Origin of the sequence: Micromonospora sp. NPDC049171, from assembly GCF_040648275.1 — a bacterium.
Lineage (GTDB): Bacteria > Actinomycetota > Actinomycetes > Mycobacteriales > Micromonosporaceae > Micromonospora.
The window spans coordinates 196410-219219 of the sequence record NZ_JBEZDJ010000010.1 but is presented as its reverse complement, the minus strand read 5'-3'; the positions used below and the strand labels follow the sequence as shown (position 1 = coordinate 219219).

General features: G+C 70.8%; 27 protein-coding genes. 13 read left to right on the top strand and 14 right to left on the bottom strand.

Annotated features, from left to right (window positions below; all coding sequences use genetic code 11):
• Positions 1–59 precede the first annotated feature (59 nt).
• Positions 60–542 carry a hypothetical protein gene (locus tag AB0B14_RS15410; protein WP_357522804.1) on the top strand — a complete coding sequence of 161 codons (483 nt, stop codon included), beginning with the start codon at positions 60–62 and terminating at the stop codon, positions 540–542.
• A 63-nt stretch (positions 543–605) separates the two neighbouring features.
• Here AB0B14_RS15410 and AB0B14_RS15405 read toward each other — a convergent pair whose 3' ends face one another.
• The gene (locus AB0B14_RS15405) at positions 606–1223 is read right to left on the bottom strand and encodes a response regulator transcription factor (RefSeq protein WP_357079136.1); all 618 of its coding nucleotides are present in this window, start codon (positions 1221–1223) and stop codon (positions 606–608) included.
• Positions 1224–1231: 8 nt separating this feature from the next.
• Positions 1232–2395, bottom strand: a complete 1164-nt coding sequence (locus AB0B14_RS15400) for an ATP-binding protein (protein WP_357522803.1) — start codon at positions 2393–2395, stop codon at positions 1232–1234.
• Positions 2396–2569: 174 nt separating this feature from the next.
• On the opposite strand from AB0B14_RS15400, the gene AB0B14_RS15395 reads away from it, so the two are divergent.
• Complete coding sequence (locus AB0B14_RS15395; protein ID WP_357522802.1) at positions 2570–3220, top strand: DUF998 domain-containing protein; 651 nt, start codon at positions 2570–2572, stop codon at positions 3218–3220.
• A 159-nt stretch (positions 3221–3379) separates the two neighbouring features.
• Here the strand turns inward: AB0B14_RS15395 and AB0B14_RS15390 are convergent, their stop codons facing one another.
• Positions 3380–4294: a phosphotransferase gene (locus tag AB0B14_RS15390; protein ID WP_357522801.1), complete on the bottom strand. Its 915-nt coding sequence runs from the start codon at positions 4292–4294 to the stop codon at positions 3380–3382.
• A 324-nt stretch (positions 4295–4618) separates the two neighbouring features.
• Between AB0B14_RS15390 and AB0B14_RS15385 the strand changes: the two genes are divergently transcribed.
• Positions 4619–5014, top strand: a complete 396-nt coding sequence (locus AB0B14_RS15385) for a DUF3224 domain-containing protein (protein ID WP_357079149.1) — start codon at positions 4619–4621, stop codon at positions 5012–5014.
• A gap of 337 nt (positions 5015–5351) precedes the next feature.
• Here AB0B14_RS15385 and AB0B14_RS15380 read toward each other — a convergent pair whose 3' ends face one another.
• Positions 5352–5564 (bottom strand): hypothetical protein, encoded by a 213-nt coding sequence (locus AB0B14_RS15380; RefSeq protein ID WP_357079152.1) that lies wholly within the window; start codon positions 5562–5564, stop codon positions 5352–5354.
• An 877-nt stretch (positions 5565–6441) separates the two neighbouring features.
• Here AB0B14_RS15380 and AB0B14_RS15375 point away from each other — a divergent pair.
• Positions 6442–7566, top strand: a complete 1125-nt coding sequence (locus tag AB0B14_RS15375) for a transporter substrate-binding domain-containing protein (RefSeq protein WP_357522800.1) — start codon at positions 6442–6444, stop codon at positions 7564–7566.
• A 119-nt stretch (positions 7567–7685) separates the two neighbouring features.
• On the opposite strand, the gene AB0B14_RS15370 is transcribed toward AB0B14_RS15375, so the two are convergent.
• The 4 genes from AB0B14_RS15370 to AB0B14_RS15355 form a co-directional block, all read right to left on the bottom strand.
• Positions 7686–7808, bottom strand: coding sequence for a hypothetical protein (locus AB0B14_RS15370; RefSeq protein WP_357522799.1), 123 nt, complete (start codon positions 7806–7808; stop codon positions 7686–7688).
• A gap of 302 nt (positions 7809–8110) precedes the next feature.
• A complete protein-coding gene (locus AB0B14_RS15365) occupies positions 8111–8605 on the bottom strand; it encodes a LamG domain-containing protein (protein WP_357522798.1) in 495 nt (164 codons plus the stop codon).
• 25 nt (positions 8606–8630) lie between these two features.
• Positions 8631–9026: a hypothetical protein gene (locus tag AB0B14_RS15360; protein WP_357522797.1), complete on the bottom strand. Its 396-nt coding sequence runs from the start codon at positions 9024–9026 to the stop codon at positions 8631–8633.
• A 94-nt stretch (positions 9027–9120) separates the two neighbouring features.
• Complete coding sequence (locus AB0B14_RS15355) at positions 9121–9996, bottom strand: endonuclease/exonuclease/phosphatase family protein (protein WP_357522796.1); 876 nt, start codon at positions 9994–9996, stop codon at positions 9121–9123.
• Positions 9997–10309: 313 nt separating this feature from the next.
• On the opposite strand from AB0B14_RS15355, the gene AB0B14_RS15350 reads away from it, so the two are divergent.
• Positions 10310–10840 carry a GNAT family N-acetyltransferase gene (locus AB0B14_RS15350; protein ID WP_357079172.1) on the top strand — a complete coding sequence of 177 codons (531 nt, stop codon included), beginning with the start codon at positions 10310–10312 and terminating at the stop codon, positions 10838–10840.
• A gap of 14 nt (positions 10841–10854) precedes the next feature.
• Here the strand turns inward: AB0B14_RS15350 and AB0B14_RS15345 are convergent, their stop codons facing one another.
• From AB0B14_RS15345 to AB0B14_RS15335, 3 genes are all read right to left on the bottom strand, one after another.
• Positions 10855–11727 carry a CPBP family intramembrane glutamic endopeptidase gene (locus tag AB0B14_RS15345; protein ID WP_357522795.1) on the bottom strand — a complete coding sequence of 291 codons (873 nt, stop codon included), beginning with the start codon at positions 11725–11727 and terminating at the stop codon, positions 10855–10857.
• A gap of 131 nt (positions 11728–11858) precedes the next feature.
• Positions 11859–12875 (bottom strand): ATP-binding protein, encoded by a 1017-nt coding sequence (locus tag AB0B14_RS15340; protein ID WP_357522794.1) that lies wholly within the window; start codon positions 12873–12875, stop codon positions 11859–11861.
• The gene (locus AB0B14_RS15335) at positions 12868–13563 is read right to left on the bottom strand and encodes a response regulator transcription factor (RefSeq protein WP_357522793.1); all 696 of its coding nucleotides are present in this window, start codon (positions 13561–13563) and stop codon (positions 12868–12870) included. The genes AB0B14_RS15340 and AB0B14_RS15335 overlap by 8 nt, the downstream gene beginning before the upstream one ends.
• Before the next feature lie 149 nt (positions 13564–13712).
• Between AB0B14_RS15335 and AB0B14_RS15330 the strand changes: the two genes are divergently transcribed.
• The gene (locus AB0B14_RS15330) at positions 13713–14789 is read left to right on the top strand and encodes an NAD-dependent epimerase/dehydratase family protein (RefSeq protein ID WP_357522792.1); all 1077 of its coding nucleotides are present in this window, start codon (positions 13713–13715) and stop codon (positions 14787–14789) included.
• On the opposite strand, the gene AB0B14_RS15325 is transcribed toward AB0B14_RS15330, so the two are convergent.
• Positions 14761–16107 (bottom strand): hypothetical protein, encoded by a 1347-nt coding sequence (locus AB0B14_RS15325; protein ID WP_357079190.1) that lies wholly within the window; start codon positions 16105–16107, stop codon positions 14761–14763. The two genes, AB0B14_RS15330 and AB0B14_RS15325, sit on opposite strands and share 29 nt — an antisense overlap.
• Positions 16108–16263: 156 nt before the next feature.
• Between AB0B14_RS15325 and AB0B14_RS15320 the strand changes: the two genes are divergently transcribed.
• From AB0B14_RS15320 to AB0B14_RS15290, 7 genes are all read left to right on the top strand, one after another.
• A complete protein-coding gene (locus tag AB0B14_RS15320; protein WP_357522791.1) occupies positions 16264–16941 on the top strand; it encodes a glycosyltransferase family 2 protein in 678 nt (225 codons plus the stop codon).
• Positions 16938–17618, top strand: coding sequence for a DUF2064 domain-containing protein (locus tag AB0B14_RS15315; protein WP_357522790.1), 681 nt, complete (start codon positions 16938–16940; stop codon positions 17616–17618). Before AB0B14_RS15320 ends, AB0B14_RS15315 begins: the two co-directional genes overlap by 4 nt.
• Entirely contained in the window at positions 17615–18328 is a 714-nt protein-coding gene (locus AB0B14_RS15310) for a class I SAM-dependent methyltransferase (RefSeq protein ID WP_357079200.1), read from the top strand. Before AB0B14_RS15315 ends, AB0B14_RS15310 begins: the two co-directional genes overlap by 4 nt.
• Positions 18325–19473 (top strand): molybdopterin-dependent oxidoreductase, encoded by a 1149-nt coding sequence (locus tag AB0B14_RS15305; protein WP_357522789.1) that lies wholly within the window; start codon positions 18325–18327, stop codon positions 19471–19473. Before AB0B14_RS15310 ends, AB0B14_RS15305 begins: the two co-directional genes overlap by 4 nt.
• Positions 19470–19883 carry a hypothetical protein gene (locus tag AB0B14_RS15300; protein ID WP_357522788.1) on the top strand — a complete coding sequence of 138 codons (414 nt, stop codon included), beginning with the start codon at positions 19470–19472 and terminating at the stop codon, positions 19881–19883. Before AB0B14_RS15305 ends, AB0B14_RS15300 begins: the two co-directional genes overlap by 4 nt.
• Positions 19884–19917: 34 nt before the next feature.
• A complete protein-coding gene (locus AB0B14_RS15295) occupies positions 19918–20760 on the top strand; it encodes an S-methyl-5'-thioadenosine phosphorylase (protein ID WP_357079209.1) in 843 nt (280 codons plus the stop codon).
• A 108-nt stretch (positions 20761–20868) separates the two neighbouring features.
• Positions 20869–21480 carry a DM13 domain-containing protein gene (locus tag AB0B14_RS15290; RefSeq protein WP_357522787.1) on the top strand — a complete coding sequence of 204 codons (612 nt, stop codon included), beginning with the start codon at positions 20869–20871 and terminating at the stop codon, positions 21478–21480.
• 23 nt (positions 21481–21503) lie between these two features.
• On the opposite strand, the gene AB0B14_RS15285 is transcribed toward AB0B14_RS15290, so the two are convergent.
• Positions 21504–22097, bottom strand: a complete 594-nt coding sequence (locus tag AB0B14_RS15285; RefSeq protein ID WP_357079215.1) for a histidine phosphatase family protein — start codon at positions 22095–22097, stop codon at positions 21504–21506.
• A gap of 9 nt (positions 22098–22106) precedes the next feature.
• On the bottom strand, positions 22107–22751 hold the full coding sequence (locus AB0B14_RS15280; protein WP_357522786.1) for a transcriptional regulator: 645 nt from the start codon (positions 22749–22751) through the stop codon (positions 22107–22109).
• Between the last annotated feature and the right edge of the window lie 59 nt (positions 22752–22810).

Sequence of the window (22810 nt, the reverse complement as noted above, 5' to 3'; positions counted from 1 at the left end):
GGATCGACGAAGCTCGTTCGTCTTGATCGCGCCGCCACGGCCGGCGCTATCGTTCTGGCATGGTGCGCACGTCATCCGGTGCCGTCGGTGCCGCCTTCCTCGCGGACGAGCCGGCCGACGGCGTCGACCTCAGCCTGTTTGGGCAGTTCTCGGGCTCCTGGGCCCTGGACTGCACCGAGTACGACCCCGACGGGTCCCCCACCGTGCGGCGAGGCGAGTGGCATTTCGGGTACGCGCTGGGCGGCCGGGCCACCACCGATGTCTGGATCCTGCCCGGCGTCGAACACGGCGTCAGCGTGCGATTCCCCGATCCCACCGCCGGTGCCGGGGTCTGGCGCTCCACCTGGGTGGGACCGGGACGGCGTCGGACACACACCTTCCTGGCCTCCCGCGTCGGCGAGCAGATCGTGCTCGACGGCGGCGATCTGCGCTGGACCTTCTCCGACATCGAGGCAGACGAGTTCCGCTGGCGCAACGAGGCACGACAGCCCGACGGCACGTGGCGACTCGACCAGACGTTCCGGGTGTGGCGGCAGACCTGACCCTCCCTGTGCCGCCGGGCCTGCCGGGGGCGTCGGGCCTCTCTGGGGCCTGCTCGGCTCGGACTACCCGTACCTGACGAGCCCGGCGCGCTGGGCGAGGAGGGCCGCCTCGGTCCGGTTGGTGCAGCCGAGTCGGGTCAGGACCCTTGAAACGTAGCCTTTGACGGTAGCCTCGGCGAGGTGCAGTTGGGCCGCCAACTGCGCGTTGGTCAGACCCTGTCCCAGGCCGGTCAGGATCTGCCGGTCCCGTTCGGACAGACCGTTCGGCAGGGTGACCGACGGGTCCGCGGGCAGCAGAAGCCGGGTCGCACCGGGCGGCAGGATCAGGTGGCCGGCGGCGGCGGTGCGGACGAGGTTGGCGAACTCGCGCGGCGGCGTGGTCTTTAGCACGTAACCGCTGGCTCCGGCACGTAGCGCGGCAGCCAGATACCGATCGGCCGTGAACGTTGTCAGTACCACCACGACCGGGGCCGGGTGCAGAGCGGCGATCTGCTCGGTGGCGACAAGTCCGTTGACACCCGGCATGCGCAGGTCCATCAGGACCAGGTCCGGACGGTGCCGGATGGCGGCCTCGACCGCCGCGGCCCCGTCCGCCACGGTGTCGACAACCTCGATGTCGCCGGCGCTCCCCAGGATTGTGCGCAGGTGCGCACCGACCAAGGGATCGTCGTCAGCCACCACGACCCGGATCATGACGACCCCCGCTGTTGTACGCCGGGCAGCCGCGCCCGCAGCGTGAAACCACCGCCCGGCTCGGGCCCGGCCGTGAGCGTGCCGCCGAGCAACTCGACCCGACGCCGCAACCCGTGCAGCCCGGTCCCCGACCCGGAAGCGGCCAAGCGCGCGTCCGCCGCCGACCGAACCACTCCGTTGCGGACAAGAACTCGCACCCCTCCGCCCTCGTACCGCACCCCCACCTCGACACAGGCACCCGGCGCGTGTTTCCGCACGTTGGTAAGGGCTTCCTGAACGACCCGGACCACCGCCCGCCCGACCGCCGGGGAAACCGGCACCGGGGTGCCCGTCACCTCCAGAGCCGCCGGACTCACCAATGGCCGCAAGTCGGGCAACAGCACCGGCGCCGGCTCCCGTTCCGTCCGCTGTTCGGGCAGGACCCGGACCAGGTCGCGAAGGTCGTCGAGCGCGGCGCAACCGGCCTCTCGGATCCGCTCGGCGGCCACCCGGGTCGCCTCGTCGACTGCGCTCATCCCGAGCGTCCCGGCTTCCAGGACGATGAGGGTGACCCGGTGCGTCACCACATCGTGCATCTCGGCGGTGAGCCGGTCACGTTCACCTGCGACCGCCCGCTCCGCCGCCGCGTACCGGTCAGCCTCGGCCCACCGGGCCCGCTCGCGCAGCAGATTGACCATGCGGCGGCGCGCCGCCAAGTACAGACCGAGAAGGACCGGAACACCGAGCAGCACCAGACCGGAGCGCAGCCGCACCCAGGAGGGCGGCCACGGCACCGCGGCCGCGACCACGAGAGCGACCACCGCCGCCCAGCCCAGGACGCGACGAGCCGCGTAGACCGCGACCGCGTAAGCCGCGAACGGGGCCGCCGGTATGAGGAACATGATCGTGTTCTCGCCCGGCCGGATCGAGCTGTCCGGGCCGAGAGTCTCGACGGCGACCAGGACGGCGCTGCCAGCGACAGCACTCCAGGCCACCGTGACCGGTGCGCTCCGGCGCCACCACAGCGCGCCCGCCCCGGCCGCGAAGACCACAGGTGTGAGGCCACTGCCGCCCCGCGGGTCAACGGTCGGCCCGGCCAGCAACAGCAGACCGGCGAGCAACGCGACCGCCACCACCACGGCGTCGACTGACCGCCGCCTCGGTGAGTCATCCCGCCGCACGACGGACTGCGTCCACCTCAACCTGGCCCCCACCACGGCGCCAACGGTAGGCCGGGACCGGGCGCCCCGTCCGGCCCGTACCGACGAAAGTAGGTTCGGAACCGCCACAATCGTCGCCATGGGGACCGACGGCCGCCGCTACCACGATTCCGGTCCCGCACGCCCAATGGAGTCATGAAGGAAAGCGTCACCACCCGCCGGCTCCTCGCCTGCGGTACCGCTGCCGGGCCTCTGTTCGTCATCGTGGTCCTCGTCGGCGGCGCGCTACGGCCCGGATACCGCCCGATCCGCCAAGCCGCCAGCGAGCTGGCCCTCGGGTCGACCGGATGGATCCAGATCACCAACTTTCTCGTCTGCGGCGCCCTGTTCGTGCTCTGTGCCCTCGGTGTACGCCGCGCCCTGCACCCCGGGCCGGCCGCCTGGATCGCGGCTGCCCTCACCGGCCTGTTCGGTGTTGCCCTCATCGCCTCCGGGCTGTTCGTCACCGACGTCGCCGGGCAGGCCCAGCGCACCTGGCACGGCACCGCGCACAACGCCGCCGGCAGCGTGGTGTTCCTGTCCCTGCCGCTGCTGACCTTCACCTGGGCATGTCACGCTGCCCGACGTCGGTCCTGGGGCTGGGCGACAACAAGCGCGATCACCGGCGTGACAATGCTTCTCCTCATCCAGGGCCTGGCCATCGCCGAATACCAGGGCCTGTACCAGCGCATCACCATCGGACTCGGCTGGACCTGGATCACCGCCTTCACCCTGCACCTCCGTCGCGCGACGCCCACCCACCCACGTGCGGCAGCAAATCGCCTCGGCTACTGGCGGCGTCGATGACACCCCCGAGGGTTCGTGACCTCCGGCGGTGGCGAGTCGGGCATCGTCCCGTCGGCGGCCCGGAGCGCCGCGATCTCCTTGCGTGCCACGGTCAGTCGTCCGTTTCCTCGCCCTCGTCGCCGGGCGTGGTCCGCACGCGCACGGCGGTCTGGTGATGGGTCAGCGGGTTTTCTGGAACCAGGCGGCGACCAACTCCAGCGGGCGGCGGCGACCGGTGAACATGGTGACCGTGTTACGGAGGTCGTAGGTCTGGCGGGCATCCGTGGGCGTGCTTATGAGGCGGTTGAGCATCAGGGGCGCTAACCAGAAGTACTTCGCGGCGCCGGTGAGTTGGATGGCGCGGCGGACGGTGGCGGCGTCCACCGCGCCAGCGAGGCCGCGAAGGTAGCCGGTGGTGACCAGTTCGACGACCTCGTCGATCAGGACCAGGTCGACCAGGCCGTCGAAGAACGTGTCGAGGATGAGGTTGGCGGCGTCCTCGCCGAGTGGACCTGGGCCGACGAAGCTCCAGTCCAGCAGCACCGGCCCCGAGTCGTCGACGATCAGGTTCGTCGGCCAGACGTCGTGGTGGCAGAGGGTGCGGGGCAGCTCATCCGTGGCACGCAGCACGTCGTACCGGCGTAGCCAAAGCTCTCGAAGGCTGGTCCGGAGGTCGTGCGGCCAGGCGGAGGCCGCGGTGGGATGGTCCCAGGGGATCGGTTCGGTGACGGGGCGGGTCGTGGTGTAGTCGCGCAGCCAGTCGCGGGACAACCATGGCTCGGTGGGGCGCCGGCCCAGCCAGAACGCGTGCCCAGCGCCGAGCCGCTCGGCGAAGTCGCCAAGCGTCGCGGGCGTTGCCGCGGTGCCGGGCACGCCGTCGACGTGCTCCAGCCACAGCGCGACCGACCCGTCGGGCCGGTCCGTCCACTCCAACAGGGCCGGAGCGCGGATGCCCGCCGCCGAATAGGCAGTCTCCGCCAGCCCGTCGCGGTAGGCCAGGGCTTCTCGCTGCCAGTAGTTCCAGTGGCCCTGGTCGGCGCTCGCCGCCCAGTGCGCGGGCACCCCGTTCCGGCCCGGCGGGGCCGCGATCTTCAAGATCGTATTGCGGCCATCGCGGTTCACCCGCCAGATGCCACCGGTCGCCCCGTTGAATGAGTTGTGAGTCAGCAGCTCGGCCTCTGACTGCCGCCCTATCAGATCATCAGGCGGGTTCATCAGCGCATCCTATGTACCGCTCTCAGCTGGACGCTGGCCAACCCGCCGGGCATGGTCACCCTCGGGGTGAGACACGACTATCGACGCTCTGTCGGCCCTCCGCCGGAGCAGTGAGCAGGGCCTCCGAGGGTCACCGTCCGGGAATGTCAGTGCCGTCTGCAAGGCTGCTGCGCGACAAATGCCACCAAGATGAGAAGGTGCGACATGAGCTCGAAGGCTGGCGGAACATTTGATGTCACATCATTCGAGCCAGAGGTGCTCGACGAAGGCCCGGGGGCCGCGCTTGGCCGGGCGCGGGTCACCAAGACCTTCCAGGGCGGCCTGGCCGGCACCAGTACGGTGACCATGCTGTCGGTGGCCGACAACGAGGGCAGTCCCGCTGCCTACGTCGCCGTGGAGCGATTCACGGGCGAACTTGACGGCCGCAAGGGTTCGTTCGTCCTGCAACACAGCGCACCCGGCAGCCACGGTGAGCAACTCGCGATCCGCGTCGTCCCGGGAACGGGCTCCGGTGACCTCACCGGGATCGCGGGAGCATTCGAGATCATCCAGTCCGACGACGGCGGCCACTCCTACGTCTTGGAGTACACCCTGGCCTGACGCGTGCCGACCTGCGCGACCAGCGACTCAACCGACCCACCGGGCAGTGGCGGCGAGACTTGCCCAGCACTCGCACCCCACAGAGCAAGGATGCTCGCGTGGAATCCAACACTGTGCACTGGGCGTCGGGCCCAGCGGATGTACGAGAAGGTCGGGTTCGTCGTCCAGGGCGTGTTGCGCCGCGCACGAGCGCCGGCCCCGGACACGCTCGAAGCACACCCGCCGCCATCCGTCCAGCGGACCAACTAACGGGGGCAGGATCTCTGGGCATCGGGGAACTCCGTGATGGGCGGTTACACGTGGCAGCGTCGGCCGGTGGGTACTCGTCAACCCCGGGTCAGTTCCAGGGATCGGCGTTCGGATTCTCGCCGAGCAACTGCGCGCTCTCCAGGCACAGGTCCTCGCCGAACAGTTGATTGCCGCGGGAGTCGGTGCCCCATGCGTCGTCGGCGGAGGCAGCGATGGCGCGCCATGTGTAGCCTTCAGCCCGCCACTGCCTGACTTGCCGCGCTATGTCCGTGGTCAGGGTCAGTCCCCACGCCTCCAGCATGGGTCGAAACTACGTCGAGCCTGGGACTCCACCCAGATGCGTGCCACGAACAGATCGGAATCCCCCCACAGCCGTAAGCCTGCCGAGGTCCCACAGCGGTCGGAGGATGCCCCTGCCCGGGATCGGCATGCGCCGGCCACCTTCGGACGGCGACAGGAGCCGTAACTCGGCGCGGATGATGCCGTGGATGTTTTCCCACCTACCCCAATGGCACCGTGCGGCGGTTTCGGCGAGCCACATCAGCTGCGTCGGTCACCGTCACGCCGGCCCCGTTGGCGACATCAGCCGGGACCATGGCCGCAGCCCGAGCGAGCAGATCGGCAACATCCACCCTCGGATTATTCAACGTCGCCGAAGCATCAGCGGGAATTGCTTCACCGGCGCGCTGATCTGCCGCGAACCGCGTTGCGCCAGCGAAGCTTCGCTTCAATGGGCCGCGGTCAACCAGATGTGCGCCGACTCACCGACGGGATCCGGCCCGGCGACAACAACGACGCACCTTCAAGTAGCCCGACCGACAGCCCACTCAAACACTCACCCAGAACGAAGGGCAGTCAGACGCGGTGTGAACATCTTGCGACGGCCCGTGTGGCGAGGGAACTAAGGAGACCACGACCGACGGACTCCTCTCGGGCAGTCAGAACAGATTCGATCGAGATCAGTCGCCTATCGGACTTATTGCGGGGACGACTGGCCTCGTTCATCAAGCTCCGGTCATGCGAAAATCTACTCGCCGTACCCGGCATTGTTCGATGACCGACACGTTCCAAAAAACGCAAACACGAATTTCGTTCGTCATGAGGTCGGCGCGTGGGGCAACCGGCACATTATCGCGCCACCGACCAGGCAGTGCACCAGCGGCACAAGGATGATCATCATGACCCAAGCGACAACAGCGAACAGTACCTCGACCGAACCCGTCCCCGTCCCCGTGCGACATTCGATCAGCAGGCAACTTTTCTGGCTGCTGCCCGTCGCCTTGGCCTCGGTCGGAATTTGCGTGTTGCTGTTCCAGAAGGAAGCGTGGGGTGCGAACGCTGCGGCCATCATCAGCGTGCCCATCAACATCGCGGCGATCGTGGTGACGATCCTAGTCGACCGGGGCGTATTCAAGACTCCCGCCCTCCGCAAGCCGGGCGGCAGGTCGTGGAGGATGAAGGGCGCTGTCTACTTCACCGCAGGCACCCTCGTCCTCAGTGCCGCGTTTTGGTGGTTCCAGCGGGAGCCCGACCCGTTCGACTACATGTCGGGCGAGGTCCGGATCGGTTACAACGCTTTCGAGTACGAGGGCTGGCATACCGACAAGGACGGCGGGACCGGGTTCGATGTCGCCCTGGCCAACGAGATCCAGTCGCACTTCGAGAACGCACACCTGAAGTGGGTGGACCTGGGCACCCTGGACAACCGGATCAACGCGCTACACGGGAAGTGGCGCGCCACTGACCAGAGCCCGCTCCAGAAACCCGTCAAACTCGTGATCTCCAACTTCTCGATAACCCCGGAACGAGCCGAGGTGATCGACTTCGCCGGGCCCTACTTCGTCGACACCCAGGGCTTTCTCAGCCGGAGCGATGCCAAGACCATAGCGGCGATCCCACGTGGCAAGGTGTGTGCCATCAAGGGCTCGACCACCTTCAAGAGACTGGATCAGATCAACTGGAATCCGGTACCGGCCGATTCCATCGCCGAGTGCATCAACAGATACAAGAGCGGGGAGGTCGATGCCGTGTCGGGCGACCGTTCGGTCCTCGCCGGATACGCACGAGCGGTTGGCGTGAGTCCACCGATCCGGCTGAGTAACGGATCGGAGAAGTACGCCATCGGCATCCCGAACAACATGCCACGGCTGTGCGGCGAACTCAGCAAGGTGATCACCGACTTCCTGGAGTACGGCTGGCAGACCAACTTCGACACCACCCTCGGAGCCCTCGGCCTGTCCGAGTCGCCACCACCGCAAGCCGTCGAACCCTGCCAACCGGCAGGGCCGTGGCTGGACCGTTAGCACAGCTCCGGTGCCTTACGCCTGCCGTGGCGAACCGACGTCCAGCAAGCACGCCGCGATCCCGTCGAGCTCGGTGGCCGAAGGGCTCGCCGGCACCTCACCCAGCGGTGACAGCCCGGTCAGCAGCACGTCGAGGCCGTCGGCTGGTAGCGCTGCACGCGCTGGATCCACTCCTCCATGCTGCGCTGGCGCCACGCCGTGCCCGCGCCGGCAGGGAAACCGATTTCGTCGAATTCGCGCACGACGAGTCCCTCGATCTCCGCGCAGGCCCGAATCGCGGTGGTCTTTCCAGAACAACTCGAGCCGGCGATCGTCAGCCCACATCACGAGAGGGTGCCCACGGGTACCGGCTCGCGGGCCGACTGATGGCAGACGGTCCGGTGGTCCGCCCCCTCGCCGGACCCGCTGCGAGGTCGTATACCCAGGTCTCGGTGCTTCGCCGGGACTTGGCGGACCACGTCGTTGCGATCCTTGACGCGAAGTCGTCCAGGACCTGATGTTCACTCACGATCCCACTCGTCGACGGGTTCGGCCTCGAGTCTGTTCAGCTCGACAACTCGGCGATCTCGGCGGGCTGAAGGGCCCGCTGGCGGACCCGCACGTCGTCTAGCGCGCCGACCAGCCAACCTCCGCTCATCGACACTCCCAGGTGGAACCCTCCGGTCGACGGGGGTGAGGTGGTTGCCGCGCCGGTTCCCTGTAGTACGCCGTCCACGTACAGCTGGAAGTGCCCCCATCCGGCGTTCCCGACCGCGGCTACGTGGGTCCAGCGGTTGACCGCCGCCGGGGACATCGACTCCACGGTCGGCCAGTTCGTGGCCCCCGAGTCGCTCGTCGGAACCTCGTAAGCCCACCGGCCGCTGTCCGTCTCGTACTGGAGGTAGAAGGTCGCCTGCTCCCGACCGTCCTGGCTGGCGATCACCTGGTCGCCGGGGCCGTCCGGGCGGCCGTCACGGTTGGCGTCCGTCAGGCGCACCCAGGCCGTTACCGTGTACGACCGGTCGGTCCACAGGGTCATGCCGCCGCGTACGTCGACCACCTCCGTACCCGTGAGCAGTAGCGTGCTAGCCCGCGATACCGCGGAACGGCCGCCCTTCCTCGATGGTCGGCAAGGCTGCCATTCTCGCGGTCCAGCGGTCGATGTAGATGTTCAACCCATCGGCGTTACGCGCCATGCTCAACCAGTCCCAGGCAACGTCGCGGATCTCCCGTTGGGCGATCATCTCGGCACCGTCGCCGTAGTCGAACGGGAAGCCGTCGACAATGTCCGACAGGTCGGCGTAGATGGGGTACAGCTTGTCGACACCCCGCACGAACACCTCGGGGTGCAGCTCGACCAATGCACCCTTCAGCTCCTCGATCACCATCACCGGATCCTCTGCGCCTTTCAGCACCCGGTACAGGTGCCCGTCGATGAGGTCGATCACGGTAGGCAGCCAAGACTGCGCGGTGTCGGTCACGCTCGCATTGTCGTCTGCCGTGACACGCGTGTGGCGTCTGCCCCCGGCCGCACAAACCGCTCCAGAAACTCGTGGCCGGCCGGAGGCGGGCGCGTCAGTTCTGGATGGAGAACGTCGCGACGACACCGTTGTGATCGGACCTGGTGCCACCGACGATGTCGTAGTCGGTCATCCACATGACCTGGTGATCGGGCAGCCGCTTCCAGAAGTAGACGTAGTCGATGTGCCGGTTGCCGTGCGTTCCGGTGCCCTTCTCGCCGTAGAGGTTGTAGCTGGAGCGCAGGTTCGGCAGGGCGTTGGCCTCGAAGACCTGCCACGGGAACTTCGCGTACCCGTAGCTCCGGTCGGCGCTGAAGTCGACGTTGAGGTCACCGCTCACGATGACCTGGCCCTCGTCCTGCTTGTCCACCGCCAGGTCCTTGAGTCCCTGGAACTGCGCCTCGGCGCACCTGGTGCGCGGCAGGTCCTCGGGCCGGCCCGCGTTTTCGATGCTGGCCACCGCATGGGCGTTGATGTGGGTCACGATGCGGCCGCTGGCCTTGTGCCGGTACTTGACCCAGTTGTTGTACCGCGCGGGCGGCACCTCGCCCGGACCGTTGGTGTCGCAGACGAAAATCGACCCCTTGTCGACCACGTCGAACATGCTCTTCCTGGCGATCAACGCTTCGCCGGCCTGGTTGGTCCCGCCCGGCGCGTACAACCACCAGCCGTTGTCGGCGGCCCAGCTCTCCAGGAACGCCTTGCGGGCACCGACCTCGTTGAGACCGACGAGATCCGCCCTGGACACGATCAGGTTCAGGTCGTGCACGAAGTCGGCCTGGCTCAGCCCGTAGTAGATGTTCAGCGTCGCTGCCCTGAAGCCCGCACTCGCGGCAGCCGCCGGGGCCGGCGGCAGCAGGGCCGCCACCAGCGCGACCGCGCCCGCGAGAGCGCCCAGTGCGCGGGCCCGCCACTCCGTTGTCCTGCGCATCGACGCCCCTCCACCCGAACCGCCGTCGGTGGCGGCCAACGCACCCTATCGATTCGAGTCGACGCGAGGCCGAACATCCGGTGACGAAGCATGGACAGACCTGGGTCGACCGGTGCGGGCGTAACCGGCTCTCCCAGTGGCGGTGGTGCTGCTACGCGAAGGTGAGGCCGTCGGACCGGGCGCGCTTGAGCTCGAGAACGCCTGGCAGCCGGAGAGCAGGCGGGCGCCGTCGAAGAGATTCTGGGCCTGCGGGCGGGGGTCAGGTCGGATGACGACCGGCCGTGCTCGACCAGGCACGAATTATCATTCCGCCATGGACGACACCACCCGCGGCGTACGAATCAGACGCGGTGGCCCGCCCGACGCCCCCGCGATACTGGACATGCTCGACGCCGCGGTGGCCTGGATGAATGATCGCGGGAACACCGAGCAGTGGGGCACGACCCCGTTCTCCGCGAAGCCCGGAGGGGCCGAACTGGTCGACCGGTACCTGACCGAGAACCTCCCGTACATCGCGGAGGTGGACGGGACGCCGGCCGCAGCCCTGGTGTTGGACTCCGGGCCCGATCCGCGGGCACCGATCGCGCCTGCGGACGAACCCGAGCGCTACGTCCGCCTCCTGGTCACCGACCGACGATTCGCCGGCCGGAATCTCGGGTCGGCCCTGCTGGCCCACGCCGTGCAGGAAACCCGGCGGGCCGGCGTGCGGTTGCTACGCGTCGACTGCTGGGCGGGCGGCGGTGGCGAGTTGGTGGCGTACTACGAACGCCACGGGTTCACTCCCACCGAAACCTTCCTGGCTGGATCCTGGCCGGGGCAGGTACTGGCCCAGCGGGTCGGCTGAGCCGCGCCTCTCCGTCAGTTGTGCGACCACAGCAGGCCCACCACTGCCGCCGTAGCCGACAGGAGAACAAGCTTCAGCCACGGGCCGCCGTTGCCCAGGTGTGGCATCGTCTCGTCGGCGAGGTTCCAGGCCGCGTGCATCAGGATCGCCGCTGGGACACCACCGCGCAGGCGTTCGGTGACGAAGAGCATGAGGTAGGTGAATGGAAAGAGCGCCAGGAAGAACACCACCCCCTGCTGGGTGAACAAGCCTTCGTCGTGCTGCCCGGTGCCAGGCAGGAAGAACAGCGGCACGTGCCACAGGCCCCACGCGGCTCCCAGCACCAGGGTGGTCGCCATCCGGCTGTAGGACTGCCTCAGGCGTGGCTGTACGTACCCCCGCCAGCCGAACTCCTCCGCCACTGGCCCTGCGAGCAGCGTGTAGGCCAACGCGATGAGCGGTCCGCCCACACCGGCGACTACCGAACCCGCGTGCTGCGGGATCGCCGACAGGTCGTTCAGGTTCATCAGGACCGCCGCACCCACCGGGGCGACCCCGCCCAGCAGTACCGCCACCACTGACGTGCCAAGCGACCATCGCGTGCGGGGGCCCGGACGCCTCTCCCCGCGGCGCCGCAACCACAGGATCAGCGCCGCCAGGGACGGGCCACTCGCCGCGAGCGCGAACACCAGCAATCCGAGGCCCTCGTCGATGCTCACACCCAGCACTCCCAGCAGTGCAAACGGGATCCAGGTCAGCAACAGACACACAGCCCAAAGCTCCAGCAGCCGCAGGCGGACCAAGCCGCGTTCGGCGGGCAGATGGCGCGTCAGCGCGAATTCGTCCACCACCGCGGCCCTGGTGACCGGACGGCGATGCCCACGCTGCCGTTGGCGCAACTTGGCCATGGTGTGCTCATCTCGTCGTCGCATTGATGATCACGACGCTACGAGGATCCTCAGTCCCTAACGATCCGGCTGGTCGGTGAGCGTCCGGTAGGGTTAACCCGCCTACCCCGCCACCCCGAACGTTCGATTCCTCAGGCGGTGGCCAACCGGACCAGGAACTGGCAGCCTTCCGGGGTGTTGCGCACCTCGACCCGACCCCCGTGCGCCTCCACCAGGCCGTGGACGATGGCCAGGCCGAGCCCCCCGGACGCCCCGCCGTCGCCGGCGCGGGGCGTGCGGGCCGGTTCGCCACGGAACGCGATGTCGAACAGCCGGGGCAGGTCGGCCGGGGGGATGCCGCCACAGGTGTCGGCGACCGACAGCCAGGCGTGGTCCTCCTCGTGGCCGGCCTCGATGCGGACGGTGCCGTCCTCCGGGGTGTAGCGCACGGCGTTGAGCAGCAGGTTGGCCACGACCCGGGCCAGCTCCGGCTCGCTCGCGGCAACCATCGGCCACCCCGACTCGCTGGCGATCAACTTGATCCGCCGGGCGTCGGCCAGTGGGGTGGTGCTGGCCAGCGCGTCCGAGACCACCTCGCCGAGCGACACCGCCCGCAACGACAACCGCAGCGCTCCCGCGTTGATCCGGGACAGCTCGAACAGGTCGTCGACGAGTCGGGTCATCCGGTCGGTCTCCAGCCGGATGCGCCGGTGGTACTCGTCGACGGTGTCCGGGTCACGGACCACCCGGTCCTCCAGCGCCTCCGCCATGGCCCGCAGCCCGGCGAGCGGGGTACGCAGGTCGTGGGAGACCCAGGCGACCAGGTCGCGCCGGCCCTTCTCCAGTCGCCGTTCCCGCTCCCGGGCCTGGTCGCGCCAGACCGCGGCGCGGGCCAGTCGACGGCCGAAGTGCCCACCGACGGCGAGGCTGACCACCGCCGCCGCCGCGACGGTGATCAGGACCACTTCGAGGTCGTGGGCGGAGAGGAACATCGCCTCCGCGACCGCCATCACCCCGACGACGACGGCGACCACAGTCGTGGTGAGCAGCACACTGACGTGCACGGTGATCGAGCTGCGCCGCAGCACGCGGAGCAGCACCGCGCCGGCGAGCCCGATGCCCACGGCCGCGCCGAGGGCGATCGCGAAGATCAGCAGCAGGTCACGCATCGGCGGGCTCGTACCGGTAGCCGACGCCCCAGACGGTCACGATCCGCCGCGGATCGGCCGGGTTCGCCTCGATCTTCTCGCGCAGCCGGCGGACGTGCACGGTCACTGTCGAGTGGTCCCCGAAGTTCCAGCCCCAGACCTGTTCGAGGAGTTCGGCCCGGCTGAACACCCGGGACGGATGCCGCATGAGGTAGACGAGCAGGTCGAACTCGCGCAGCGTCAGCGCCAGGTCGGTGCCGGCGAGGCGGGCGGTGCGGGAGGTCGTGTGCACCACCAGGCTGCCGTCGGTGAGCGCCTCCGGTCGCTCGGGGGGCGGCCCACCGCCGGCGCGCCGGAGCACCGAACGGACCCGCAGCACCAGCTCCCGGGGGGAGAAGGGCTTGGTCAGGTAGTCGTCCGCGCCGAGTTGCAACCCGAGGATCCGGTCGGACTCGTCACCGCGCGCGGTGAGCATGATGATCGGTACGCCGTCCGGCCGGGCCCGCAGCTCCCGGCAGACCTGGAGGCCGTTGATCTTGGGCAGCATCAGGTCGAGCACGACCAGATCCGGCGCCTGCCGCGCCACCGCCGCCAGCGCCATCGCCCCGTCGCCGGCGTGGCTCACCTGGAAGCCGTCGTGTTCGAGGTATCGGCAGATGACGTCACTGACGGTCTGGTCGTCGTCGACCACCAGCACCCGCTGTGTCACGAACGCCCCCCGCCCCGGCCCGTCGACCTGTCCATCCGCCCAGCGTAGCCAGGCACCGGGCACCGAGCGCACCGGCGAGACCTAACGAGGTTCTTACGGCTGCGCGCAGCACGCGGTGTCGGCGTACCCGGGGTCCTACGGTGACCGGAATGCGGATACTTGTCACCGGTGCTGCCGGGTTCATCGGCTCCCACGTCGCCGACCTGCTCAGCGCCGACGGGCACGAGGTGGTGGCCGTCGACGCGCTCGTGCCGGAGGCGCACGGCCCGACGCCGCCGCCCTGGGCGCGGCACGATCTGGTGGTCGGCGACGTCCGCGACGGCGAGCTGCTGACCCGGCTGCTGGCCGGGGTCGACGCGGTCTGCCACCAGGCGGCCATGGTCGGCCACGGCGTCGACCCGGCCGATGCCCCCCGGTACGCCGCGCACAACGACCTCGGCACGGCCACCCTGCTCGCGGCGATGCACGCCACCGGGGTACGCCGCCTCGTGCTGGCCAGCTCGATGGTGGTCTACGGCGAGGGCCGCTACCACTGCCCCGCACACGGAGTCGTCCGGCCTGCCGGCCGCCGCGCCGCCGACCTGGCCGAGGGCCGGTACGAGCCGACCTGCCCCCGCTGCGACAAGACGCTCTCCCCCGGTCTCGTGCCCGAGGACGCGCCGCTGGAGCCGCACAGCACGTACGCCGCCACCAAGCTGGCCCAGGAACACCTCGCCGGGGCCTGGGCCCGGCAGACCGGCGGGTCGGTCTGGGCACTGCGGTACCACAATGTCTACGGACCACGGATGCCCCGCGACACCCCGTACGCCGGGGTGGCGTCGATCTTCCGGTCGGCCCTGGCCGCCGGACAACCGCCCCGGGTCCTGGAGGACGGCCGGCAACGGCGCGACTTCGTCCACGTGACAGACGTCGCCGCGGCCAACCTGCTCGCCCTGACGACACCGGCACCGGACCCCGTGGTCCCGGTCAACGTCTGCTCGGGCGAACCGCACACCGTCGGCGAGCTGGCCCACGAGCTGGCTTCGGCGATGGGCGGGCCCAGGCCGGTCACCGTCGGGGGCGGGCGGGCGGCGGACGTACGGCATGTCGTGGCCGACCCGGCCCGCGCCACCCGGCTGCTCGGTTTCACCGCCCGGGTCGGCTTCGCCGCTGGCATCGCCGACTTCACCACCGCGGTGATGCGGGAGCCGGCAGCGCTCACGACACAGTCCACAGTAGGTGGTTGACGGCGAGCGCCGTGGCGGCCTGGGCGGCCAACCACCACCGTCGGTGACCGGTGGGCAGGTGCGCGGTGGCGACCAGCAGCCAGACGGTGAACGGTAGCCAGATCCGCTCCACCTCGGCCTTGCTGAGCCCGGACAGGTCCGCCGCGAGCACGGCCGCCGCCGCCGCGAGGGGCAACCACACGGTGGGCCCGGCGCTGACGAGCCGCTGTCGCAGGGCCGTCGGGTGCGGTGCGCGGATCGCCACGGCGGCCACCGCCCGTCGCAGCGCCGGCCCGACCACCGGCCCGGCCGAGAGGAGCAGGGCGGCGAGGTTCGCCCAGATCCAGTACCCGTACGGGCGGTCCGCCGCCCAGCCCTGGTAGTACCGACGGGACACCAGGTGGTAGCCGTCCAGCCACCAGAAACCGCAGAGGGTGAACGCGGCGACGACCGCCGCGACCGCCGTCGCCGCGGCCACGAGCACGCCGAGGCGGTCGCGCGCCCGCAGCAGCACCACTGTCAACGCGAGCATCCCGACCAGGACGAACCCGTACGACAGGTAGAGCGCGAAGCCGAGCAGCAGCCCGCCGAGCACGGCCCGGGGTCGGCCACCGACCGCCAGCAGCGCCAGCCCGGCGGCGACCACCGCGGCGAAGATGCCGTCCGCGGACGCACCCACCCAGACCGCCCCCGGGAAGAGGACCAGGAACGGCCACACCGCCCGAGCCGCGTTCTCGGCGCCCAGCGCCCGCAACGTCACCGGGACCGACACCGAGACCGTGGCGCCGAGCAGCACACAGGCGAGCCCGGCGGCGGTGCCGCCGCCCAGGCCGATCCGTTCCAGCCAGACGAAGAGCAGCAACGCTCCCGGTGGATGACCGGCGGTGTGGGTGGACCACGACCCGGGCTGGAAGTCGACGATCCGGTCGGCGAAGCCGGACAGCATGGCACCGACATCGGTCACCCCCGGCACCTCGTACAGGTACTCGGCCTGCACGGTGAGCCGCTCGGTCAACCCGGCGGACCAGCCGTCCACCAGCGCCAGCGACAGCGTCCAGAGCACCGCGGCGAGGTAGCCGACGACAAGCAGCCGCGGCCAGCGCGGGTCGGTCGCCCAGCGCATGCCCCGCCACACGAACACCGCCGCGACGAGAAGCGCGGCGGGAGTGCCGGGGCCCACATGGGGCTGCCAGGAGGCGTAGATCGGGGCGGCGTCCGCGTAGAGCCGCACGCCCCGATGGTTGAGCAACGCGCCGACGACGACGGCGACGGCGAGCAGGGCCACCTCGGCACCGAGGACGATCAGATCGGCGGACCGGGGTCGTCCCGGCCGGGTCATCATGGTCATGGTGACGGCCGACGATACGACCTCCGACCAGGGATCCGACAGCCACCCGCTGGGACGTCAGGGTCTCGTAAGATCCCTTGCCGCGTAAGCGATTCGTAAGGAGGAACAGCGGTCCGGATGCCCGGTGGCGGGCCTAGCGTCGCCGGTATGCACACAACGATCGACGTGGTGTTGCCGTGTCTGGACGAGGCGGCCGCACTGCCTGCCGTACTGAGCGGGCTGCCGCCCGGCTACCGCGCCATCGTGGTCGACAACGGCTCCACCGACGGTTCGCCGGCCGTCGCGGCCGAGTACGGGGCCCGGGTCGTGCACGAGCCGAGGCGCGGGTACGGCGCGGCCGTACACACCGGCCTGCTGGCGGCGGACGCGGAGCTGGTCTGCGTCCTCGACGCGGACGGCTCGTTCGATCCGGCCGAGTTGCCCAGGCTCGTCGGTGCGCTGCTCGACGGCGGGGCGGATCTCGCCGTCGGACGGCGTCGACCGGTGTCGGCGGAGGCCTGGCCGTGGCATGCCCGGGCCGGGAACGCGCTCGTCGCCGCGCTGCTGCGGCGTCGTGGGGTGCCGGTGTACGACATCAGCCCGATCCGGGTGGCCCGGCACGCGGCACTCCTGGGCCTCGGCGTCCAGGACCGCGCGTTCGGCTACCCCCTGGAGTTGCTGCTCCGCGCGGCCGAGGCGGGCTGGCGGATCACCGAGCTGGACGTCGCGTACGCGCCCCGGGCCGCCGGCACCAGATCGAAGGTCTCCGGGTCGGTCCGGGGCACGGTGCGGGCGACCCGGGACTTCGCCGGAGTGCTGCGCGCCGGTGTCGGCGGTGGCCGGTGAACGTCCTGCTCCTGGTCGCGAAGGCACCTGTCGCGGGGCTGGCCAAGACGCGCCTCTGCCCTCCGGCCAACCCCCGCCAGGCGGCCCGGATCGCGGCGGCGGCGCTGTTGGACACCCTCGCGGCGGTACGCGCCACCGCGTCGACGATTCCCGTGCTGGCCCACACCGGCCGGTTCGCCGACGCCGAGTACGCCGCCGAACTGACCGCCGCGCTGGCGGGGTGGCACCTGCTCGCCCAGCGCGGCGACACGTTCGCCGACCGCCTCGCCAACGCGCACGCCGACACCGGCGCGGCCTTCCCCGGCCGGCCGGTGCTGCAGATCGGCATGGACACGCCGCAGCTCCGGCCGGCTCTGCTCACCACCGCCCTGGAGTTGCTCGCCGCACACGGGTCGGTGTTCGGGCCGGCGCTCGACGGCGGCTGGTGGGCACTCGGGTTACGCGACCCGGCGTACGCCGAGGTGTTGCGCGACGTGCCCATGTCGACGGACGACACCGGTCGCCGTACCCTCGCCGCTCTGCACGGGCGCGGCATCCGGCCGGCGACCCTGCCGGTGCAACAGGACGTCGACGACTGGACCACCGCGACAGCGGTCGCGGCCGACCTGCCCGGCACCCGGTTCGCGGCTGCCGTCGCGTCGGTGGGTGACCAACTGGTGAGCGGACGCCCCCGGTGACCTCGACGATAAGTCTCGACGGTTTCGCCGTGGCGCTGGGCGGACTCGACGGGTGGCCGGCCGACCAGGATGCCCGCGGCACACCTGTGGCACCACTGCCGCCGGCCCAACCCGACCACTGGCTGGTGCACGGCGACGGGCGACGTGACCTGTTGCCGGTACGGCGCTGGCACGGCCCGCCCGAGCCGGCGATCGAGTCCGTCGCCGCCCGCTGCGACGGGCCCACGATCGACCTCGGTTGCGGCCCCGGCCGCATGACCATGGCACTCGCCCAGCGTGGCCTCGTCGCGTTGGGGGTGGACATCTCCGCCGAGGCGGTACGCCTGACCCAGGGCCGGGGTGTGGTCGCCCTGCGCCGCGACGTCTTCGAACCACTGCCCGGCGAGGGACGGTGGGCACACGCCCTGCTCGTCGACGGCAACATCGGCATCGGCGGCGACCCGGTCCGGCTGCTGCGCCGGTGCGGCGCCCTGATCGCGGCCGACGGGACCCTGGTGGTCGAGGTGGAACCTCCGGGCGCCGGGCTCTGGCAGGGGCAGGCGTACGTCCTGTCCGGGGCGTCCGGCGCGGGGGAACGGCAGGGACCGGCGTTTCGCTGGGCGCGGGTCGGGGCCGAGGCGGTGACCGCCACCGCCGCCGCTGCCGGCCTGCGTGTCGCCACCACGTTGCGGTTCGGTCCACGCTGGTTCGCCGAGCTGGTGCGCGCGTGATCCGCCGGCCCCGCGTCCCCGCGCCCGAGGACTTCACCGCGCCGACGCACTCGCCGCTCGTCGCCGCCCGGCTCGGCCTCTGGCTCGGGGTGGCGTTCGGGTTGTGTTTCGTCACCGGTCTGCTCAGCCACTACATCCAGCACCCGCCGGGCTGGTTCACCTGGCCGACCCGACCGGTCGACCTCTACCGGGTCACCCAGGGCGTCCACGTGCTCTCCGGCGTCGCGGCGATCCCGTTGCTGCTGGCCAAACTGTGGAGCGTCTACCCCCGGCTGTTCGTCCGTCCGCCCCTGCGCCGGCCGATCCGGCTGTCCGTCCACGCCCTCGAACGGATCTCCATCCTGGTGCTGGTCTGCGCCGCGTTCTTCGAGCTGGTCACCGGCCTGTTCAACGTCGCCCAGTCGTACCCGTGGGGGTTCTTCTTCCCGGCGGCGCACTACGCGGTCGCCTGGCTGGTGGTCGGCGCGTTGCTGCTGCACGTCGCGGTGAAGCTCCCGGTCGCCCGCGCGGCGCTGGGCACACCGCTGCGGCCCGGCCCCGGTGGGCGGGACGACCGGGACTCCTCCGGGCGGCGCGCGTTCCTGCGTACCTCGGCGGGTGTCGCCGGCGTCGCCGTGCTGGCCACCGCCGGGGTCACCGTGCCGTGGCTGCGTCGGGTGTCCCCGCTGGCGTGGCGGTCCGCGTCCGGCCCGCAGGGCGTGCCGATCAACCGGACGGCCGCCGCCGCGCACATCACCGTCCCACCCGACTGGCGGCTGGAGATCGTCTGGCCGGGCGGGCGGTACGCCCTGTCGCTGGCCGACCTGGTGGCCCTGCCGCAGCGTACGGCGGAACTACCGATCGCCTGCGTCGAGGGCTGGAGCTTCGCCGCCCACTGGACCGGCGTGCCAGTCGTTCAGTTGCTGCGCCACGCCGGTGCGCCCACCGGCCGGCCGGTCCGCGTCACCTCCCTGGAGACCGACGGCCTGTACGCGGCGAGCACACTCCCGGCCGCCCACGCCCGCGACCCGTTGACCCTGCTGGCACTGCGGATCAACGGCGAGGAGCTGTCCCCGGACCACGGTTACCCCTGCCGCCTCATCGCCCCGAGCCGGCCGGGCGTCCTGCAGACCAAATGGGTCGCCCGGCTTGAGGTGCTGGGGTGAGAATCGTCCGGCTGCTCCTGTTCGTGCTCGGTGCCGCCGTGGCGGCGTACGGCGGTTGGTTGCTCCTCCCCCAGCTCGACACCGCCCTGCCCTGGCTTGTCGGCGGCCCGCTGCTGCACGACCTCCTGGTGGCGCCACTCGTCGGGCTGGTCGGGCTGGCGCTGGGCCGGCTGGTGCCCGACCGGCGACGCCTGGCCTGGATCACCGCCGGGCTGCTGGCCAGCGCCACGCTGCTGCTGATCGCGGTGCCACTGCTGTGGCGACCGCCCTCGGCGCCGCCGAACCCCGGCCTACCGGACCGCGACTACCCCCTGGGGCTCACGATCGGGCTGGCCGCCGTCTGGGCCGTCATCGTGCTCGTGCTTGTCGCCGCCACAGTCGTCGGCCGGCGCGGCGCGAACCGTTCCTGAGTCGACAGCACCCGTCCCCGAGGAGAACGCACACATGTCAGAAGGCAACGCCCGCCCACCGATCGGCGTGATCGGCGGGTCCGGGTTCTACGAGTTCCTCGACGACGTCACCGAGGTCGCGGTCGACACACCGTACGGGCCGCCGAGCGACTCGCTGTCCGTCGGGAACGTCGCCGGGCGACCGGTGGTGTTCCTGCCCCGGCACGGACGTCGACACACCTTCCCCCCGCACCGCATCAACTACCGGGCCAACCTGTGGGCGCTGCGGGCGGCGGGCGTCCGTCAGGTGCTCGCACCGGGCGCGGTGGGCGGTCTGCGACCGGATCTGGGCCCCGGCACCCTCGTCGTACCGGACCAACTTGTCGACCGGACCAACGGCCGCGAGCAGACCTACTACGACGGACGGCGACGCACGGACGGGCAACTCCCCGGGGTGGTCCACGTGCCGTTCGCCGACCCCTACTGCCCGGTCGGACGGGCCACGGTCCTCGACGCCGCCCGCGCCGCCGACTGGCGACCGGTCGACGGCGGAACCATGGTCGTCATCGAGGGCCCCCGATTCTCCACCCGTGCCGAATCACGGTGGTACGGCCAGGCGGGCTGGTCGGTCGTCGGCATGACCGGCCACCCCGAGGCGGTGCTGGCCCGCGAGCTGGCGCTGTGCTACACCGCCCTGTCGCTGGTGACCGACCTCGACTCGGGCGTCGAGGTCGGGCACGGCGTGACCCAGCAGGAGGTGTTCACGGTCTTCGCGCGAAGCATCGACCGCCTGCGTCTGCTGCTCGGCGACGCGGTCCGGGCGTTGCCACCGGACCAGGCGGGCTGCCCGTGCGGCGAGGCGCTGTTCGGCACGGACACCGGCATCACGCTCCCCTGACGTCCGGGGCGGGGGGGGTCGACAGGGCCGCGCCGATGGCGGCCGTCGTAAGGGTTCCGAAAGGGTTCGCGACCGGTTCGACGGCTGCCGCGGCCGTACTCTGCGGGGGTGGGAAAATCGATCTTCCGGTCGCCGGTGGCCTGGGCCGCCCTCGTCTGCGCCGTCGTCGTGACGGCCCTGGCCCTCTTCTGGTTTCAGCCGTGGAAGCTGTTCACCGACACCTACGTCGACGAGGCGATCCCCGGCGCGGGGACGACGGCGGCCGTCCCCGCGCCGACCTTCGCGACCCCGGCCCCCACGACCCCGACCGTCCCGACCCTGGCCCCCGCGACCCCGGCCCCTTCGTCGAAGGCCACACCGGCGGCTAACGAGATCCTGGCCGCCGGGACGTTCGTCACCCACGAGCACCAGACGACCGGCAGTGCCGAGATCCACCGGCTCGCCAACGGGCGCCACCAACTCATCCTTCGCGACCTGAAGACGTCGAACGGGCCGGATCTGCGGGTGTGGCTGACCGACCAACCGGTCATCCGGGGCACGGCCGGCTGGCGCGTGTTCGACGACGGCGAGTGGGTCGAGCTGGCACGACTCAAGGGCAACAAGGGCAACCAGGTGTACGACCTACCGGCCTCGGTGGACCCCGGTGACTTCCAGAGCGTCTCCATCTGGTGCAAGCGGTTCTCGGTCTCCTTCGGCGCGGCCGACCTCAAGACCACCTGACCTGGCGGCGCTCGGCGGGGCCCTTACGGCCGGGTGGCCCCGCGGAACCCCGTCCAGCGCAGGTCACCCGACAGGTGGCTCTGGTCGTTGAACATGACGAGCGTGGGCGACAGGCCGGCCCGGTATTCGAGCACGGTGAGACCCGTGTTCGCGCTGTCCAGGCCGAGCCACCTGGTGGGCGGGGCCGCCAGCGCGTGCCGCACCAGCCACGCGATCGGGTACGCGTGCGTGACAAGCACCTCGTGCGAGTCGCGCTCCGGTGCCGTGGTGAACCGCGTCACCAGCGCATCCGCGGTGCGTCTGCCGGCCGCCGCCTCGGCCTCGTCGTAACCGTCGAAGAAGCCGGCCCAGGAGCGGGGCATCTCGTCCGGCGTCGGCACGTACGGCACGTGGTCGATGAGCTCGGCCGCCTCGGCGACCGGCACGTCCGGCAGGTGCTTGGCGATCTCGCGGGCGCTCGCGGCGGCACGCGGCAGCATCGAGTGCCACACCGCGTCGATCGGCAGGCCGGCGAGCCGCCGGCCGAGCAGGTCGGCCTGCCGGTATCCCGCGTCGGTGAGCTCGCCGAAGGCGTCCGCCGCGCCGTGTCGCGCCAGGTAGAGGTGTCGGGTGGCCACGACGCGAACCTACCGGCTTTCCGGTGCGGCACCGCGGGCGATCCCGAGCGTCGACAACAGGTCCTCGTGCAGCTCCATCCACACGGCGTGGCACGACGCGACACCAACCCCGGTCACCCACCGCCCATCCCCGGCGCGGGCACGTGTCAGCGCCGCGTCGAACCGGTCGGCGTAGCCGTCGAAGCGGGCCAGCGCGCCGGCGAGAACGCCGATCAGCCCGGTCAGTGCCGCGCCGATCGTGGTGAGCTCGTCCAGCACCCGGCCGTCCCACTGCGGGTCGCTGTGGTCGTTGGACGTCAACCGGTCACCCTCGGCGGGCCGCAACTGCCAGTCGGTGCAGGCCCGGACCAGCCGCCCGTTGAGGATCTCGAACTGCTTGTGGGCCTGCTCAACGGTGGCCCGCGCCCCGGTCTGGTCGAGCTCCTCGCCGAGCTTGCGGGAATCCTGTACACGGCCGCGATCGGTGAGCGTCCATCCGCTGGTGCCGGCGAACTCGACGTGTGTCACCCACCCGTACGCCTCGAAGTCCAACAGCAGCTCGGCGGCCGTCTCGAGGTCGACGCCGGTGCGGTCGGAGACGGCCGCGTCGTCGGCCACCCCGGCGACCCGCACGGCGTGCAGAACCGACAGGTCCGGTGCTGAGGCATGCGTCATGGTGATCAGCATTCCGACTCCCCCACCGGGCGTCAACGCGGCGCAGGCCCGGTACGCGT